Origin of the sequence: Vibrio sp. B7, from assembly GCF_963888765.1 — a bacterium.
GTDB classification, from domain to species: domain Bacteria; phylum Pseudomonadota; class Gammaproteobacteria; order Enterobacterales; family Vibrionaceae; genus Vibrio; species Vibrio anguillarum.
In genome coordinates, this window is record NZ_CAWPKR010000011.1 from 103582 (window position 1) to 116638 (window position 13057).

General features: G+C 45.2%; 11 protein-coding genes. 3 read left to right on the forward strand and 8 right to left on the reverse strand.

What is annotated here, in order from left to right:
• The first annotated feature begins 455 nt into the window (after window positions 1–455).
• Window positions 456–1436, forward strand: a complete 981-nt coding sequence (hemB, locus tag AACV32_RS05545) for a porphobilinogen synthase (protein WP_017044676.1) — start codon at window positions 456–458, stop codon at window positions 1434–1436.
• Between the two features lie 640 nt (window positions 1437–2076).
• Here the strand turns inward: hemB and AACV32_RS05550 are convergent.
• The 7 genes from AACV32_RS05550 to focA form a co-directional block, all read right to left on the reverse strand.
• Window positions 2077–2469 (reverse strand): DUF2750 domain-containing protein, encoded by a 393-nt coding sequence (locus AACV32_RS05550; RefSeq protein WP_017047713.1) that lies wholly within the window; start codon window positions 2467–2469, stop codon window positions 2077–2079.
• Window positions 2470–2569: 100 nt separating this feature from the next.
• Window positions 2570–3475, reverse strand: a complete 906-nt coding sequence (locus AACV32_RS05555) for a manganese-dependent inorganic pyrophosphatase (protein WP_017049864.1) — start codon at window positions 3473–3475, stop codon at window positions 2570–2572.
• A 210-nt stretch (window positions 3476–3685) separates the two neighbouring features.
• Window positions 3686–5422: a glycoside hydrolase family 36 protein gene (locus AACV32_RS05560; protein ID WP_017049865.1), complete on the reverse strand. Its 1737-nt coding sequence runs from the start codon at window positions 5420–5422 to the stop codon at window positions 3686–3688.
• 205 nt (window positions 5423–5627) lie between these two features.
• Entirely contained in the window at window positions 5628–8090 is a 2463-nt protein-coding gene (gene torA, locus AACV32_RS05565; protein WP_170894743.1) for a trimethylamine-N-oxide reductase TorA, read from the reverse strand.
• Between the two features lie 24 nt (window positions 8091–8114).
• Window positions 8115–9299, reverse strand: a complete 1185-nt coding sequence (torC, locus tag AACV32_RS05570; RefSeq protein WP_026028567.1) for a pentaheme c-type cytochrome TorC — start codon at window positions 9297–9299, stop codon at window positions 8115–8117.
• Window positions 9300–9350: 51 nt separating this feature from the next.
• Window positions 9351–9527, reverse strand: coding sequence for a trimethylamine N-oxide reductase system protein TorE (torE, locus tag AACV32_RS05575; RefSeq protein WP_010318622.1), 177 nt, complete (start codon window positions 9525–9527; stop codon window positions 9351–9353).
• A 640-nt stretch (window positions 9528–10167) separates the two neighbouring features.
• Window positions 10168–11022: a formate transporter FocA gene (focA, locus tag AACV32_RS05580; RefSeq protein WP_026028023.1), complete on the reverse strand. Its 855-nt coding sequence runs from the start codon at window positions 11020–11022 to the stop codon at window positions 10168–10170.
• 302 nt (window positions 11023–11324) lie between these two features.
• Here focA and AACV32_RS05585 point away from each other — a divergent pair, with 302 nt between their 5' ends.
• Window positions 11325–11558 (forward strand): TIGR02647 family protein, encoded by a 234-nt coding sequence (locus AACV32_RS05585; protein ID WP_010318620.1) that lies wholly within the window; start codon window positions 11325–11327, stop codon window positions 11556–11558.
• Window positions 11559–11622: 64 nt separating this feature from the next.
• Here AACV32_RS05585 and AACV32_RS05590 read toward each other — a convergent pair whose 3' ends face one another.
• Window positions 11623–12066, reverse strand: coding sequence for a PACE efflux transporter (locus AACV32_RS05590; protein ID WP_013857051.1), 444 nt, complete (start codon window positions 12064–12066; stop codon window positions 11623–11625).
• Between the two features lie 95 nt (window positions 12067–12161).
• Between AACV32_RS05590 and AACV32_RS05595 the strand changes: the two genes are divergently transcribed.
• Entirely contained in the window at window positions 12162–13052 is an 891-nt protein-coding gene (locus tag AACV32_RS05595; RefSeq protein WP_010318618.1) for a LysR family transcriptional regulator, read from the forward strand.
• Window positions 13053–13057 lie beyond the last annotated feature (5 nt).

Here is a 13057-nt window from a genome sequence, read left to right on the forward strand (position 1 = left end):
GTACTGTTCCTCCTCCTTTTAGGGGGAGGTTAGGAGGGGGTGTTCAGACCCTAGCCCTCCTCTTGAAGGGGAGGATTGACAGTGTTCACCCCACCCTAACCCTCCCCTAAAAGGGGAGGGAATTAGTTTCGTTAGCGTTGAGAGTATTTCATTTATGATGATAGATGCGTGTTGCTAAAATAGTTTTTCTCCAAAATCGTTTAGTACAAATGCTCTTTTAAATTTTGAAGGCATATGTTTCCATACTAAAAGTTATACGAAGCCTGAATATAGAAAAGTATTGTGTAGTAGGCTGCCACCTCATTTCTGACATAACTATTGACTGATTTTGTATTGAAAATCAGAGTGAAAAAACTGTATTTTTTAGATCAAAAAGTGATTTTTTACTAAAGAGAAATCATAAGCTCTGACTAACGAACCTTTGTATCGAGTAACTTAAATTAGGATATGATATTTTGAATACTGCCCCAATACGACGCCTAAGACGCCTCCGAAGTTCCGAAGCTATGCGAGACTTATTAAGAGAAAATCATGTGCAGCTAGGTGATTTAATTCATCCTATATTTGTCGAGGAGCATATAGAGCAACCTGTGCCAATTTCTACTCTACCTGGCATAAGCAGAATCCCAGAGTTTCATTTAGCGGATGAGGTCCGAGAACTTCATGCTTTAGGTATACGCTATGTGATGCCTTTTGGAATATCTCATACTAAAGATGCGCAAGGAAGCGACACATGGAATGATCATGGTTTACTTGCACGTATGATTAAAATAATAAAGTCTGCTGTGCCTGATATGATGGTTATTCCAGATATTTGTTTCTGTGAATATACTGATCATGGGCATTGTGGAGTAATAAAGAGTAGTAAAGTGTGTAACGACCTTACGGTTGAAAACTTGGTCAAGCAAGCTTTAACAGCAGCTCAAGCGGGTGCAGACATGTTAGCTCCTTCAGCAATGATGGATGGTCAAGTAAAAGCGATTCGTCTGGGTCTTGATGCCGCCGGTTATCATGACGTGGCAATTTTGGCACATTCAGCAAAGTTTGCTTCTTCCTTTTACGGGCCATTTAGAACGGCAGTAGATTGTGAACTCAATGGTGATAGGAAAGGCTATCAACTTGACTATGCCAACGGTCGACAAGCTTTACTCGAAGCTTCTCTTGATGAAGCTGAAGGTGCTGATATCCTTATGGTCAAACCAGGCACACCTTATTTAGATGTGCTTTCCCGCTTAAGGCAAGAGACTCATTTACCGTTAGCCGCTTATCAAGTAGGTGGAGAGTATGCGAGTATTAAATTTGCGGCTCTAGCTGGTGCTCTCGATGAAAAGTTAGTGGTGAACGAAACTTTTATTGGGCTAAAACGAGCTGGAGCAGATTTAATTGTCAGCTACTACACTAAGCAGTATGCGACATGGTTAAGTGAAGAAATTTAGCTGAGTATTTGGCTATGAATTTCAATAATTAACATAAGTTCTCTGCTGTACCAAGACTGTGGACTAAAGGAATGCTCTTTGTCCACATTATTCAATTTTCAGAGTTGGCATATTCGCGTTCAAGTGTTTAAAGCTTTAAGGTTTCAGCCCGTTCTGGCTGAAACACTTCTGCCCCATTTCGTGCTGGTGAAAGTAAACCACCTTGTTCTCATACTAATAGCTTTCCATAGGTTACCTAATACAAAACGTGAGGTGGAGACAGCATAGGGGACAGTCAGAAAAAGAGAAGTACTGTTAGCAGTCCCAGCCTGCCACTGACGTCTTCTATTCAGGTAAAAGACAGTGAGTACCTTGCGCTGCACTTCATTGTCAAACTAAGCCAGTAATGCCACTTTTGGGTACACATCAAAACTGTCTGAAAATACATTCACCCATCCCACTGTGTCATGCGGTTTGTAACGGCAAAACGAGCGTTACAAACTGGAATTCAGGGTATTTGGAAAGCGTTGAGGCCTAGACTGGAGTAAGGCCTATGGCAGGGCTGTCAAGAGCATTGTGAAGTACTTTGTCTGACAGCCGGAGAGTGCCATCTAACATTTAATCGTGTTGGAAAAAGAGCTTCTATCAGAAGCTCTTTGAGTTAGCGCGTTTTACTGGCTTGCTTTTTCAATTCAAAATCAAATTCGTCGGGAAATAACACAACGCCCTCTTCATTCTCATTGGGGAACACCACCACCGACAGTTCATCTTCTTCTAGGCCTGAAGTCCAACGGCTGTGCCATTTGTTCAAAGAGATCGCTTCCGCTTCACACGCTTGCCACTCGCCTGTTGCCCATGCCTTGGCAAACTCTTGGTTAGGCCACACAGGAACACAATCATCTTCTTCTGTGTTGAGCATGACACAACCGTGTTCATCTTTTAGTATCCAAACTTCACGGTTTGCAACAATGGCTTTAATGCAGTATTTAAAACGTTCTTCTTCATTATAGCGATTGATTGCTTCTATCTGTTCTGTGGTTAATGCGTCTGCCATAGCCCGGCTCCATGCGAAAGTTGGGGAATATAAAAACGCCTACAGTGTAGCACTGCAGGCGTTAAATTTAGAATCTTAAACAATAAGATGATAAAAAGGATTAAGCCAATTCAGCTTGCAGCCAAGGCCAACCTTGTTTCTTACGGCTTAAGGTATTTTTCATCATCAACATGCCATCTTGTTCGTGTTTAGTCAGTTTTTCAGCCCATTCACCAGTATAAAGAAGACGAGTCTGCGCGGTGGTAATGTCGGTCAACATCACGGCGGCAAACGCAAGGCCTTCCTCTTCGCAGCGACGAACTAGGTCTGCTTGAATGGCGTCAATCATGCCATCGACTTGTTCAAGCGTTGCCAATTCCACTTGACCAACCACCACATCACGGCCGTTGAATGGATAAGCTTTCAAATCTTTCTCAACAAGTTGAGCGGCAGATAAACCTTCAATGTCTGTTTTCGCAATCAAAAGCGCTTTAATAAAGGCATCAAGGTCTTCAACCTCAGCAATTTCAGCCAGTGCCAGCACAGCTTCTTTATCTTTTGGTGTGCACGTTGGAGACGCAAAACCGACCGTGTCAGACAAAATCGCAGACATCATCAATATGGCTAAAGGACGTGTGATTGGTGCATTTTCCATCTTGAATAGGTTGAACAAGATAGTGCAGGTACAGCCGACCGGCCAAATCCATGCTTCTAGCGGATTCACTGTCATTACGTCGCCTAGGCGATGATGGTCAACAATACCGAGAATTTCCGCTTGGTTGATGTCATCAGGTGCTTGCGCAAGATCGGTATAGTCCACAAGCCATACTTTTTCGCCCGCGACGCTAGTACGAAGTTCAGGTTGATCAACACCGGCTGTTGCAAGAATGTGTTGAGTTTCACGGTTAATTTCACCCTGACGAACAGGCGTTGCTTCTAGACCACGTGCTTTAAGTAATTCAGCAGCAACTAATGCACCACAAATGCTATCACTATCTGGGTTTTTATGACCGACAACGAAAATCATCTTTCTTCCTATTTTAATGCTATTTGATGGCCTATCGAAGGTGATAGGCGAGATTGCTCACAAAGGCCGATACTTTACCTGATTTTCAGAATTTGTCATGGCTTGTGGTTAAGAAATTATGGCTAATTTAGCGCAGCATTCCGCTACCCCGAATCATTCAGTTAACCTGAGCACTCTTAACAAGAGCACTCTGTTAACAAGGGCACTCCACTAACAAGAGGTAATCACTGCTCGGCTGGTTAAGCCACTTGCCAAGGAGACTTCAAATACTTTGACTGGCTCTGGCGAAAGCTTATCTCCTGTCCAGTAGTCGTACCAATCCACTGGCTGGCTCGCTGTTAAGGTATAGTCACACGCCTCACCTTGGTAATTGAATAAGCAGTGCAGATCATTGCGTTCTGTTAACTTTAAAAATAGGTGATTGAGAGCCAATGAAGTTGGCTTAGCCGCATCTTGGTTGTGTTTGCGCCTAATCATTAACTTATTTAGGCTCTGCTTAGCAAAAGAGGTCAATTCTGGGAGTGGATCACCTGAAAGCAATAAGCCACCACACGCAAGCAATACATTGTGATGAAATTCATAGCTGATGCGATCGGTCGATTGATTCGCAAGCGACGTCAGTGTTGCGCAATCAGGATCAATTTGCCATAACTTGCGGTGCTGCCAACTGCGATAAAAAGTCTCTTTAGCGATTTGTTCAAAGCGCTGTGGCGAACGCTCGACATCGTCCGAAACACGCATGGCATCTACTAAACCCAGTGACGGCCACATCGGCGCGTTACATCCAAGTAACCATGCCTCTCCCGCGCCTTCTGCTACCGCCTGCATCCCTAAACGGTACGCTTCAACACCCGTCACTCCCGACTGATAACGCCGTCCTTTAAGTGCTCCCCAATAGTTCGCATCCAACTTAAACAGCTCAACCCCCCACTCTTCTTTCATGGTTTTGATCACATGGGTTAAGTATTCCTGCACGTCAGGATGAGAGCCATCCAGCACATACCAAGGTGTACAGCGCCAGCCACCGTAGGTTACTTCTTCAGCTTTCAGTGGTTGTCTTTGAGCATTTTGTACAAACCAATCTGGATGTTGCTTAAACAATTGAGATTCAGCTTGTGCAATGAAGGGAGCGAGCCAAATTGCAGGTTTTTTGCCCGCTTGTTTGATCTCTTGGATCAGCGCTTTAACACCACGAGAAAACTTATCAGACGGCGTCAACCAATCGCCCATAAACGCCTGATAGCCATCATCCAGCAACACCCATTCTAGCCCCGAAAGTTCTCCTTGCATTACCGCAAGGTTGGTTAGGATGTGCTGTTCATTAACATCGGCATAATAGGCATACCATGAACACCATCCAACGGGCGCAGGTTGTGCCACACCAGCACGCGGCGTATGGTGACAACTAATATATTGCGCATACTGTTGATACAAACCTGATAATGAATCACCTTGCAAAATAACGACGGATTCTAAACTGTTATTTGTCCAATCTTGTGGATGGGTCTGCTCGCCGTCAATGGAAGCGACTAAATAGGTGCCCGTCCTTCCCTCAAGAATTTCAAAATAGCCAGCAAAACGGTGGCAAGAGGTAAAACCAAACAGTTGGTATCCGGTGGATTGTTCAATCACCAGCGTGTTGTAATAACGTTGGCTGTCTTGCAGCGGGTAAATCCGGTAGCTCAAGCTATTGTCAGGGCAACGCCCCACATCCACCGGATGATGCGGCGAACCTGCAGTTTGCGCTAGCATTTGAAAACCGTCACCAATCACTCGTGCGTCCGATTCAACGTCAAATAGAGTGCGAAACAGCGAGTAGTGATCGGAAATGGGCGAGTTATGTATTCCTGAATATGAAAAACTGATCTCATCGCCTTGCAATTGGGCAATCAAATCCGGTTGAAGTAACTCAACTTCTCGATGACATGGCAGAGTGATCGTTGTCATAACACCTCAGTACAAAGTACAAATTGTTGTTCTGGCAGTGTCTAATGAATTCGCGTTGCATGTAAGTTGTTTTGATCACGTTTTCTCTTTGACGTGGCTCCGTATGCTGTTTTATTCAACAATGAGAACGCCCAAGGTACAAGTTTGGATGTGACAAGTAAAACGCCAGCATGTTTGCTGGCGTTTCGTTGAGCTAATGACGGAATTACGCCACTTCGATTGGTCCACCGAATGACGTCACTGGTGGTACTTTACCAGTAAATTTCTCGAAATCGACAATGCAAGTATTGGCTGAAGTGGCTTGCGCCAGCTCAGATGAGCCGACATCGAGTGTGAGTGTATTTGGATCGCCATAGGTGCAAATAGCTCCCTCTTTTTCATTCAACGGGCCATACCACGCCCCCTCTTCGATACGGATCACGCCGCGCGGGTAGCCATCGCTTAAGACGGCACCAGCTAATAGCTGGCCGCGATCATTAAATACGCGAACTAAATCCCCTGCTTTAATGCCTTTTTGTTTCGCATCGATTGGGTTGATATACACGGGCTCACGGCCATTGACAGCATAGGTCGCGCGATACTCTTCTGACTCACACATTTGTGAGTGCAAACGCTTATCTGGGTGACAAGATTGTAACCAATATGGATGCTTATCTGAACCTGGGCCACCGTGCGAACGCTCGGTTTTATCAAACCACATCGGGTGATCTTGGCAATGTTCATAGCCATAACGCCCAATCTTACGTGACGTAATCTCGATAAAGCCAGACGGTGTACCCAATGCATTTATCTCAGGGTCTTTACGGAAATCGGCGTGGCGAACCCAAGGTTGGCCTTCACCAAAATCCAGTACGCTCTGCTGCCAAAACTGTTCAAATTCTGGTAAATCAAACTTACCCGCGTTGGCTTTTTTACACTCGTCATAGAGCGAACGGACCCACTCCATCTCATCCATGCCGCGTGTGAACTCTTCATGGCGGCCAAAGCGACGCGTCAATTCAGTGAAAATCTCAAAGTCAGTACGTGATTGGAACAAAGGATCAACCAAGCGGTGCATGGCAATCAAACCCTTGCCCGAATAAGAACCGTATACATCAATATCATTGCGCTCAAACTGAGTACAGGCAGGAAGAACGATGTCGGAGAAACGGCAAGTCGCCGTCCAAGCAAAATCGATCGTGACGACGGTTTGAAGCTTGCGAAACGCCTTCTTCATTCGGTTACGATCTTGGTGATGATGCCACGGGTTATTGCCTGAAATAACCATCATTTTGTAATCAGGTAGTTTTACGCTCGAACCGTTGTAGCGGATCTCTTTACCCGGCTCTAGCAAGCAATCGACCCAACGGGCAACAGGAATCGTTTTACTGTAGCCGTTGTAGTTTTCGTTGTCCCATTTCGGTTTTGAACCCGTATCTAGGTTACGTGGAAAACCGCCGGGCGAGGCAAAACCGGTTGATGGAACCCCAATGCCAGAATAGTGATGCCCGTAGGAGATCCCCCCGCCTGGCAGGCCAATTTGACCAACCATCGCAGCCACAACCGCACCAGCCCAGTAAGGCTGTTCGCCATGCTCTTGACGCTGAATACACCAACCAAACAGTAACTGAGTTCGGCCATTAACGAGCATACGTGCAAATTCGCGGATCTTATCGGCTGTTACGCCACAAATCTCGGCGGCCCATTCTGGCGACTTAACAATCTTATCTTTCGTTTCGCCTTGAACGTACTGAATAAAAGGTTCAAATCCTAAGCAATAGGTTTTGATGAACGCCTTGTCATACAGATCTTCGTTATACAACACATGTGCCACCGCCAACATAAACGCCACATCGGTCTGTGGGTTAATGTACCAATGGTCACTGTTTAAGAAGCGCTGGGTTTTATTCTTGACTGGATCAACCGAAATAACGTTAATCTCTCCTTTCGCCACTTTTTCTTTCAACTGATCAAGATAAGGAAAGGATTGGTGCGTTTCACAGTTCCAGCCAACTTGCAGGTTTTTTACCGGGTCGGTCGCCCACAAAACAATGTTGTCTGAATGCTCAAGAATTTCAGACCAAGAGGTTCCTTGGGCATACACTTCTGTCGAACCTAACACGTAAGGAAGAATGGTTTGGCCTGCACCTGTTGAGTAATCGCCCACTTTGGTGATGAAGTTACCGTGCATACCTACAGCGCGTTGCATCATCGCTGTACAGTTGTGAAATGACCCCGTTTGGTTCCAACCCGTTTGTCCTGCATGCAGCGCCCAAGGGCCGTACTCTTTTTGTACGCGCTCAAGTTCACGATAAAACAGATCCAACGCTTCATCCCAAGTGACGCGGATAAAACGGTTGTTGCCACGTGTTTCGCCGCTGTATTTATGTTTTTTGAGCCAATCAAGGCGAACCATTGGGTAACGCACTCGTGATGGGCTATAGATAATGCCTTTGATTCCGTTGAGCATATCAGTGGGGTGCGTGTCTGACTCTAGCGGCTTGACCGATTGTACTTTTCCGCCATACACATGTGCGCGAAATGCACCCCAATGAGAGCCTGATACTTTCCAACTGCCTGTTGTTTCTGCCGCGTTAGCCGATGTCGAGACCAATAAACTTGGCCCAATAACCGACGCCGCACTGGTGGTTGCTACACCTTTAAGAAAACTTCTTCGTGTAATCGCCATATTTAAAACTCCGTTTGACGTGGATTAATGGTGACCTTCAGCAAAATCTGAAGAGTGTTTTTGTAGATACTTCAAGACTAACGCTTCGCTGTCTGTGTCGAAGTTGACGAATGCCATCATGCCGTTAAACATGCCCGGCCAAGTATTCGCATCAAAATGCGCTTCATCCGGTTGGCTATGACAGACAGAGCAGTTCGTTTTATAGGCCTCACCCGCTTTTTCCCAAATTGGATCCACGCTATCGAGCATGGCTTGTTTTTTCATCCACACTTTCGCGTTTACTTTTTCCCAAGGTAGACCGGTGAGATCATCGACACGCTTTTCACCAACAGTGACGATTGCATCATTTTGTGCCGCTTCTTTCATCAAGGAGCCCACAGCGATGTTCATACCAAAATCTTCTTGGATCACACGACCAAAGCCTTTTGCTTTACGCCAACCATCAATTTCGATTTGAATCATCTCGCCTTTCTCATCCAATACCGTGACTGCCGATGCTGGGTTCAGAAGGCCTGCTTCGACTTTGGCTTGCGCATCTTCATAAATAGGTAAGAAGCGAACGCTCACCACTTGCTTGCCGACCGAGTAATCGGTTTTAGATGCCAACTGCTCTAGCTCGCCAATCAGTCCACCTGAGCTATCCATATTTTTAGGCAGGTTGTGGGCGATCCCTTTATGGCAATCTAGGCAACTTTGATCTTTTTCCGCTGCTTGTTTCATCTGAATACGCGCGGTTGCCGACATCTGTTCGAAATCCATCGAATCGTAATTGTGGCAATTTTTACATTCCAATGAGTTGTTGGCTGAAAAGCGCTCCCACTCATGCTTGGCCAATTCAATACGGCGCTCTTCGAATTTTTCAGGGGTACCTAAATCACCAAAAACTTGCGCAAATACCTCCTTAGAGGCTTGCATCTTACGCGCAATTTTAGCGGTCCATTCGTGTGGTACGTGGCAGTCTGGGCAAGTGGCACGTACGCCTGAATGGTTTTTCCAGTGCACGGTTTCTTGCAGCTCAACATAAACGTTGTCGCGCATTGTGTGGCAGCTGATACAGAATGCTTCTGTGTTGGTGGCTTCCAGTGCAGTATTAAAACCGCCCCAGAAAATCACACCGGCGATAAAACCGCCCATCGTGAGCACACCAAGGCTGATGTGCACGGCTGGACGAGTCATAGTGCGCCAAATTTTGACTAACAATGATTTCATGATTCGCTCTCTTAAATTTTCGATCAAAAGGATTACGGGTGAACCGTGGAATTAACCGTGCGCACCAGGAGGACCAAAGAGGAACACTTGCAGCATCCAAACAATAAATCCATAACCGCCGACAAAGGCGATACTTAAGATCGGAAAGAGAACCACTGTGATTAAGAGGAAAGACTTCCACTCAAGCGAACGTTTCTCATTACTCTCTATTTTATTAACATCACTCATACATTTGCCTGTTTTGTATTTCAGTCATTTTGAGCAGCTCGACGACAGAGCTCAGCTTATTACCATTTCTGATACGAAATGTTAGACCATACTCTTTGTAGGGTTCAATCGATTCCTACCTTATATAGCAAGGAATCCACTACTTTTTTGAGCTCACACGGAGTTGTGTTTGATTAAGAATTTATGTATAGAAATGTGAGTAGTTGTGTCAGTTTAATTTCTTTTCACAAACGTTAAACAAGAAACAAAAAAGAAACAAAATGAATTGCAAGATAGGATTGAGGTACGAATTCCTTCCCGCTAAACGCTCAAATGACAACCGAAATGTAACGCCATTGTTAATAAGATGAGGTATGGTTAGATGTCGATCACCGCTCAGGAATCGGTGTTATATTCGCCCCACTTCAGTGCATGATGCACTGCCCACTGCTGGGTTTTTGTGCACTTCTTGATAGAATTGATCTTACACACTGGCTTTAAAACAGCTTATCCACAGAAAATGTGGATAAGCTGTTTTAAAGGTATAAATAGTGAATAAACACTAGCAGAAGCAGTCAACATCACCTAAGGTGATGGTTTAGGGATGACAACAAAAAGCGGCCCTTAAAGCCGCTTCTAAGATCATCTCTTCAATCAGGAGTTATTCGTGAGAGCCATCTCGAAGGTAAATTAACCAGTACCAAATGCCAACAAAAACACCCCCACCGATGATATTGCCAATCGTCACGGGTAATAGGTTATTGATCAAAAAACCCATTAAGTTAAGGTCTGCGTAGTCGGCGATATTGGCACCCGTCATCTGCCAAAACTCAGCGGGTGCAAAATATTTGATACCAATTGCCATTGGAACTTGGAACATATTAGCGATGCAGTGCTCAAAACCCGCGGCGACAAACATGGCGACAGGTAAAATCATCACCATAATTTTGTCAGTCAAGGTGCGACCACTGAAAGTCATCCAGACCGCCACGCACACCAACACGTTACACATAATGCCAAGCGCTACTGCCTGCATAAACTCGTGATGCAACTTATGCTGAGAAATGGCCATCGCATTGAGGCCAACTTGTCCACCATCAAACATATATTGTTTGGAAACAAGCATACAAGCGACAAGCATCAGCGCACCAGCAAGGTTGCCAAAATAGACGATGACCCAGTTTTTAATCAGCATGCTCCAAGAAATTTTGCCACTCGCACGTGCAACCAACGTTAGCACTGAACTAGTGAATAACTCACCACCGGTGACCACCACCAAAATAAGACCTAAGCTAAACGCAAAGCCGCCGATAAAACGACTCAGACCCCAAGCCATATCGCCCGTTCCTGTCGTCACTGTAGTGTAAAAAACGAAAGCAATACCGATATGAATGCCAGCAGAAATGGCAAGAAGGAAAGACTTCATCGGATCTTTCGTCGCTTTTCCAACGCCAGTTTCTGCGGCGCGCTCTGCCATTTGCGGTGGCAATAGGGAATCAAATTGGTTTAAGTTCATGGCAAGTAACATTTTGAAACAAGTTATATAAGGCGCGGATAATCGCTCCATTCCTATGACAATTCAAGAGCTATTTTCTATGTTTACAAAAAATGTGTTTAGCGTGATGAAAATCATAAAAATTTATTGGTAGCCCATATCCAGCATCTATAGATAGCCACTCTCTTGCAAACCAATGATGAATATAACTGTGTGAAATATCCCCAATTTGGTTGCAGATAACATTTCTTACAACAACTGATTGCAGCCAACAGCGCTGCCATCTATGGTGACAAAAAATCATTCACTATATAGGTGTCGAGATGAAATTTACTCAACAAAATATCGCCGAGCTCAATCTACTCCTCCAATTTGATTTAAGCAGCGCTGCGACTGGTATTAAAGTCCGTAATGATGCGTCTGACGACATGCAATCCGCCGTTCAACGTCTTTACGAAAAAGGTCTATGTACATTACCTGATGGTGGCTATTTGACGGATGAAGGCATCGAAGTGGCCGAGCATGCAGAGCGCGTGCTGCGCGTTTTGAACTCTTAATCTAGCCTGCAAAGGCAGCCGAGACTCTGCTGGCTGCCTTGCCCCTTTAAAAAACCGCCCTTCTTTATTTGGCCATTCGCTCAATCCAACGTTGATAGGGCTGAATTCGATCATATCCCCAGTTAAACAGTGTGGTGTAGATAAAGAAAAAGGTCAGAAACCCAGCTTCCAAAATCAATGCATCCCACATCGATACGTCTAAAACCCAAGCGATCACCGGAATAGAAATAAAGACGAGCCCACCTTCAAAACCGGTCGTGTGTAACAAACGTAAGCTAACCGTACGCGCTAATCGGTTGGTACCAAACACTCGGTCGAACAAAACGTTGTATAGATAGTTCCACGCTACGGCAAATAGGCTCAAACCAATACCTATCATGGCTAAATCCCCCGTTCCCTGCCCTGTCACCAATGCGGAGATTGGAATAATTAACGCTAATGCGGTCACTTCAAACGTTATTGCATGGAAAAGGCGCTCTTTCATCGACAGCTCTCTCATTGACATCATTTTTCTCCTCTTTATTCTTCGTCTGAGGTGTGAATGGACTCATTTTCATCTATATTGAAGATACTAAAAAGTTAGATAGTATCGGTAAATGAGATATGTTGAGTATTGATCAATTGCAAGCCTTCACCGCAACCGTTGAGAGTGGCTCTTTCTCCGGCGCGGCAAGACAGTTGGGCAAAGTTCAATCGGCCGTTAGCCAACACATCATCAATTTAGAAATTGATTGCGGTGTAGAACTGTTTGATCGCTCCGGCCGTTATCCACGATTAACCGCGCAAGGCGAACGACTTCTACCGTATGCGCAAGCGACGTTGCAGCAACATCAACGCTTAGCGCAACAAGCACAACTGCTTGCTTCATCACCCAATCAACAGCTTTCGCTCGCGATGGATGAAGGGATCCCGTTACAAGGGTTAACCCATTTATTCAAACAGTTAGCCACACAGTTTCCACACATTGAAATTGAATGTTTAAGTGCATCAAGTACCGATGTGATTGAGATGGTGGAACAAGGTCGCGCTAGCTGTGGGATCATCTTCAGTGAATTGGCCTTACCGAATAACCTTGATTTTGAAAATGTCGGTTCAATCCGTTTTGATGTTTATGTGGCCGCAGAGCATGAATTGGCTCAGCATCAAGCGCCCCATATCGATATGCTAAGATTGCATCGCCAACTCGTTATCCGCTCACGCAGCCATAAAACCAGCAGTTTCCATCAAGCCTTTAGCCCAGAGATATGGTACGCCGATAACTACTATCTATTATTAGAGATGGCGTTAAGCGGTTTAGGATGGTGTTTGCTGCCAAGCTATTTAGCCGAAAGTGAACAAGCGATGGGGAAATTAGTGCGTGTCCCTGTTGAGTTTGAACAGCTGGCTTGGTATACCAACATTGATGTCATTCAGCACCAGCGCATGAGCGCCGATCCTATCCATAAAATGGTCAGGCAGTTGTTGCGCCAGCTTAGTCCACTCACCGATGCCTGATCGGC

What these genes read in the sequence shown, in the direction of transcription:
- AACV32_RS05585 (WP_010318620.1), top strand. Translation starts at nt 11,325, where the DNA reads ATGAAATTTACTCAACAAAATATCGCCGAGCTCAATCTACTCCTCCAA.
- AACV32_RS05555 (WP_017049864.1), bottom strand. Translation starts at nt 3,475, where the DNA reads ATGATTTTCGTTGTCGGTCATAAAAACCCAGATAGTGATAGCATTTGT.
- AACV32_RS05595 (WP_010318618.1), top strand. Translation starts at nt 12,162, where the DNA reads ATGTTGAGTATTGATCAATTGCAAGCCTTCACCGCAACCGTTGAGAGT.
- focA (WP_026028023.1), bottom strand. Translation starts at nt 11,022, where the DNA reads ATGAACTTAAACCAATTTGATTCCCTATTGCCACCGCAAATGGCAGAG.
- torE (WP_010318622.1), bottom strand. Translation starts at nt 9,527, where the DNA reads ATGAGTGATGTTAATAAAATAGAGAGTAATGAGAAACGTTCGCTTGAG.
- AACV32_RS05590 (WP_013857051.1), bottom strand. Translation starts at nt 12,066, where the DNA reads ATGATGTCAATGAGAGAGCTGTCGATGAAAGAGCGCCTTTTCCATGCA.
- torC (WP_026028567.1), bottom strand. Translation starts at nt 9,299, where the DNA reads ATGAAATCATTGTTAGTCAAAATTTGGCGCACTATGACTCGTCCAGCC.
- AACV32_RS05560 (WP_017049865.1), bottom strand. Translation starts at nt 5,422, where the DNA reads ATGACAACGATCACTCTGCCATGTCATCGAGAAGTTGAGTTACTTCAA.
- torA (WP_170894743.1), bottom strand. Translation starts at nt 8,090, where the DNA reads ATGGCGATTACACGAAGAAGTTTTCTTAAAGGTGTAGCAACCACCAGT.
- AACV32_RS05550 (WP_017047713.1), bottom strand. Translation starts at nt 2,469, where the DNA reads ATGGCAGACGCATTAACCACAGAACAGATAGAAGCAATCAATCGCTAT.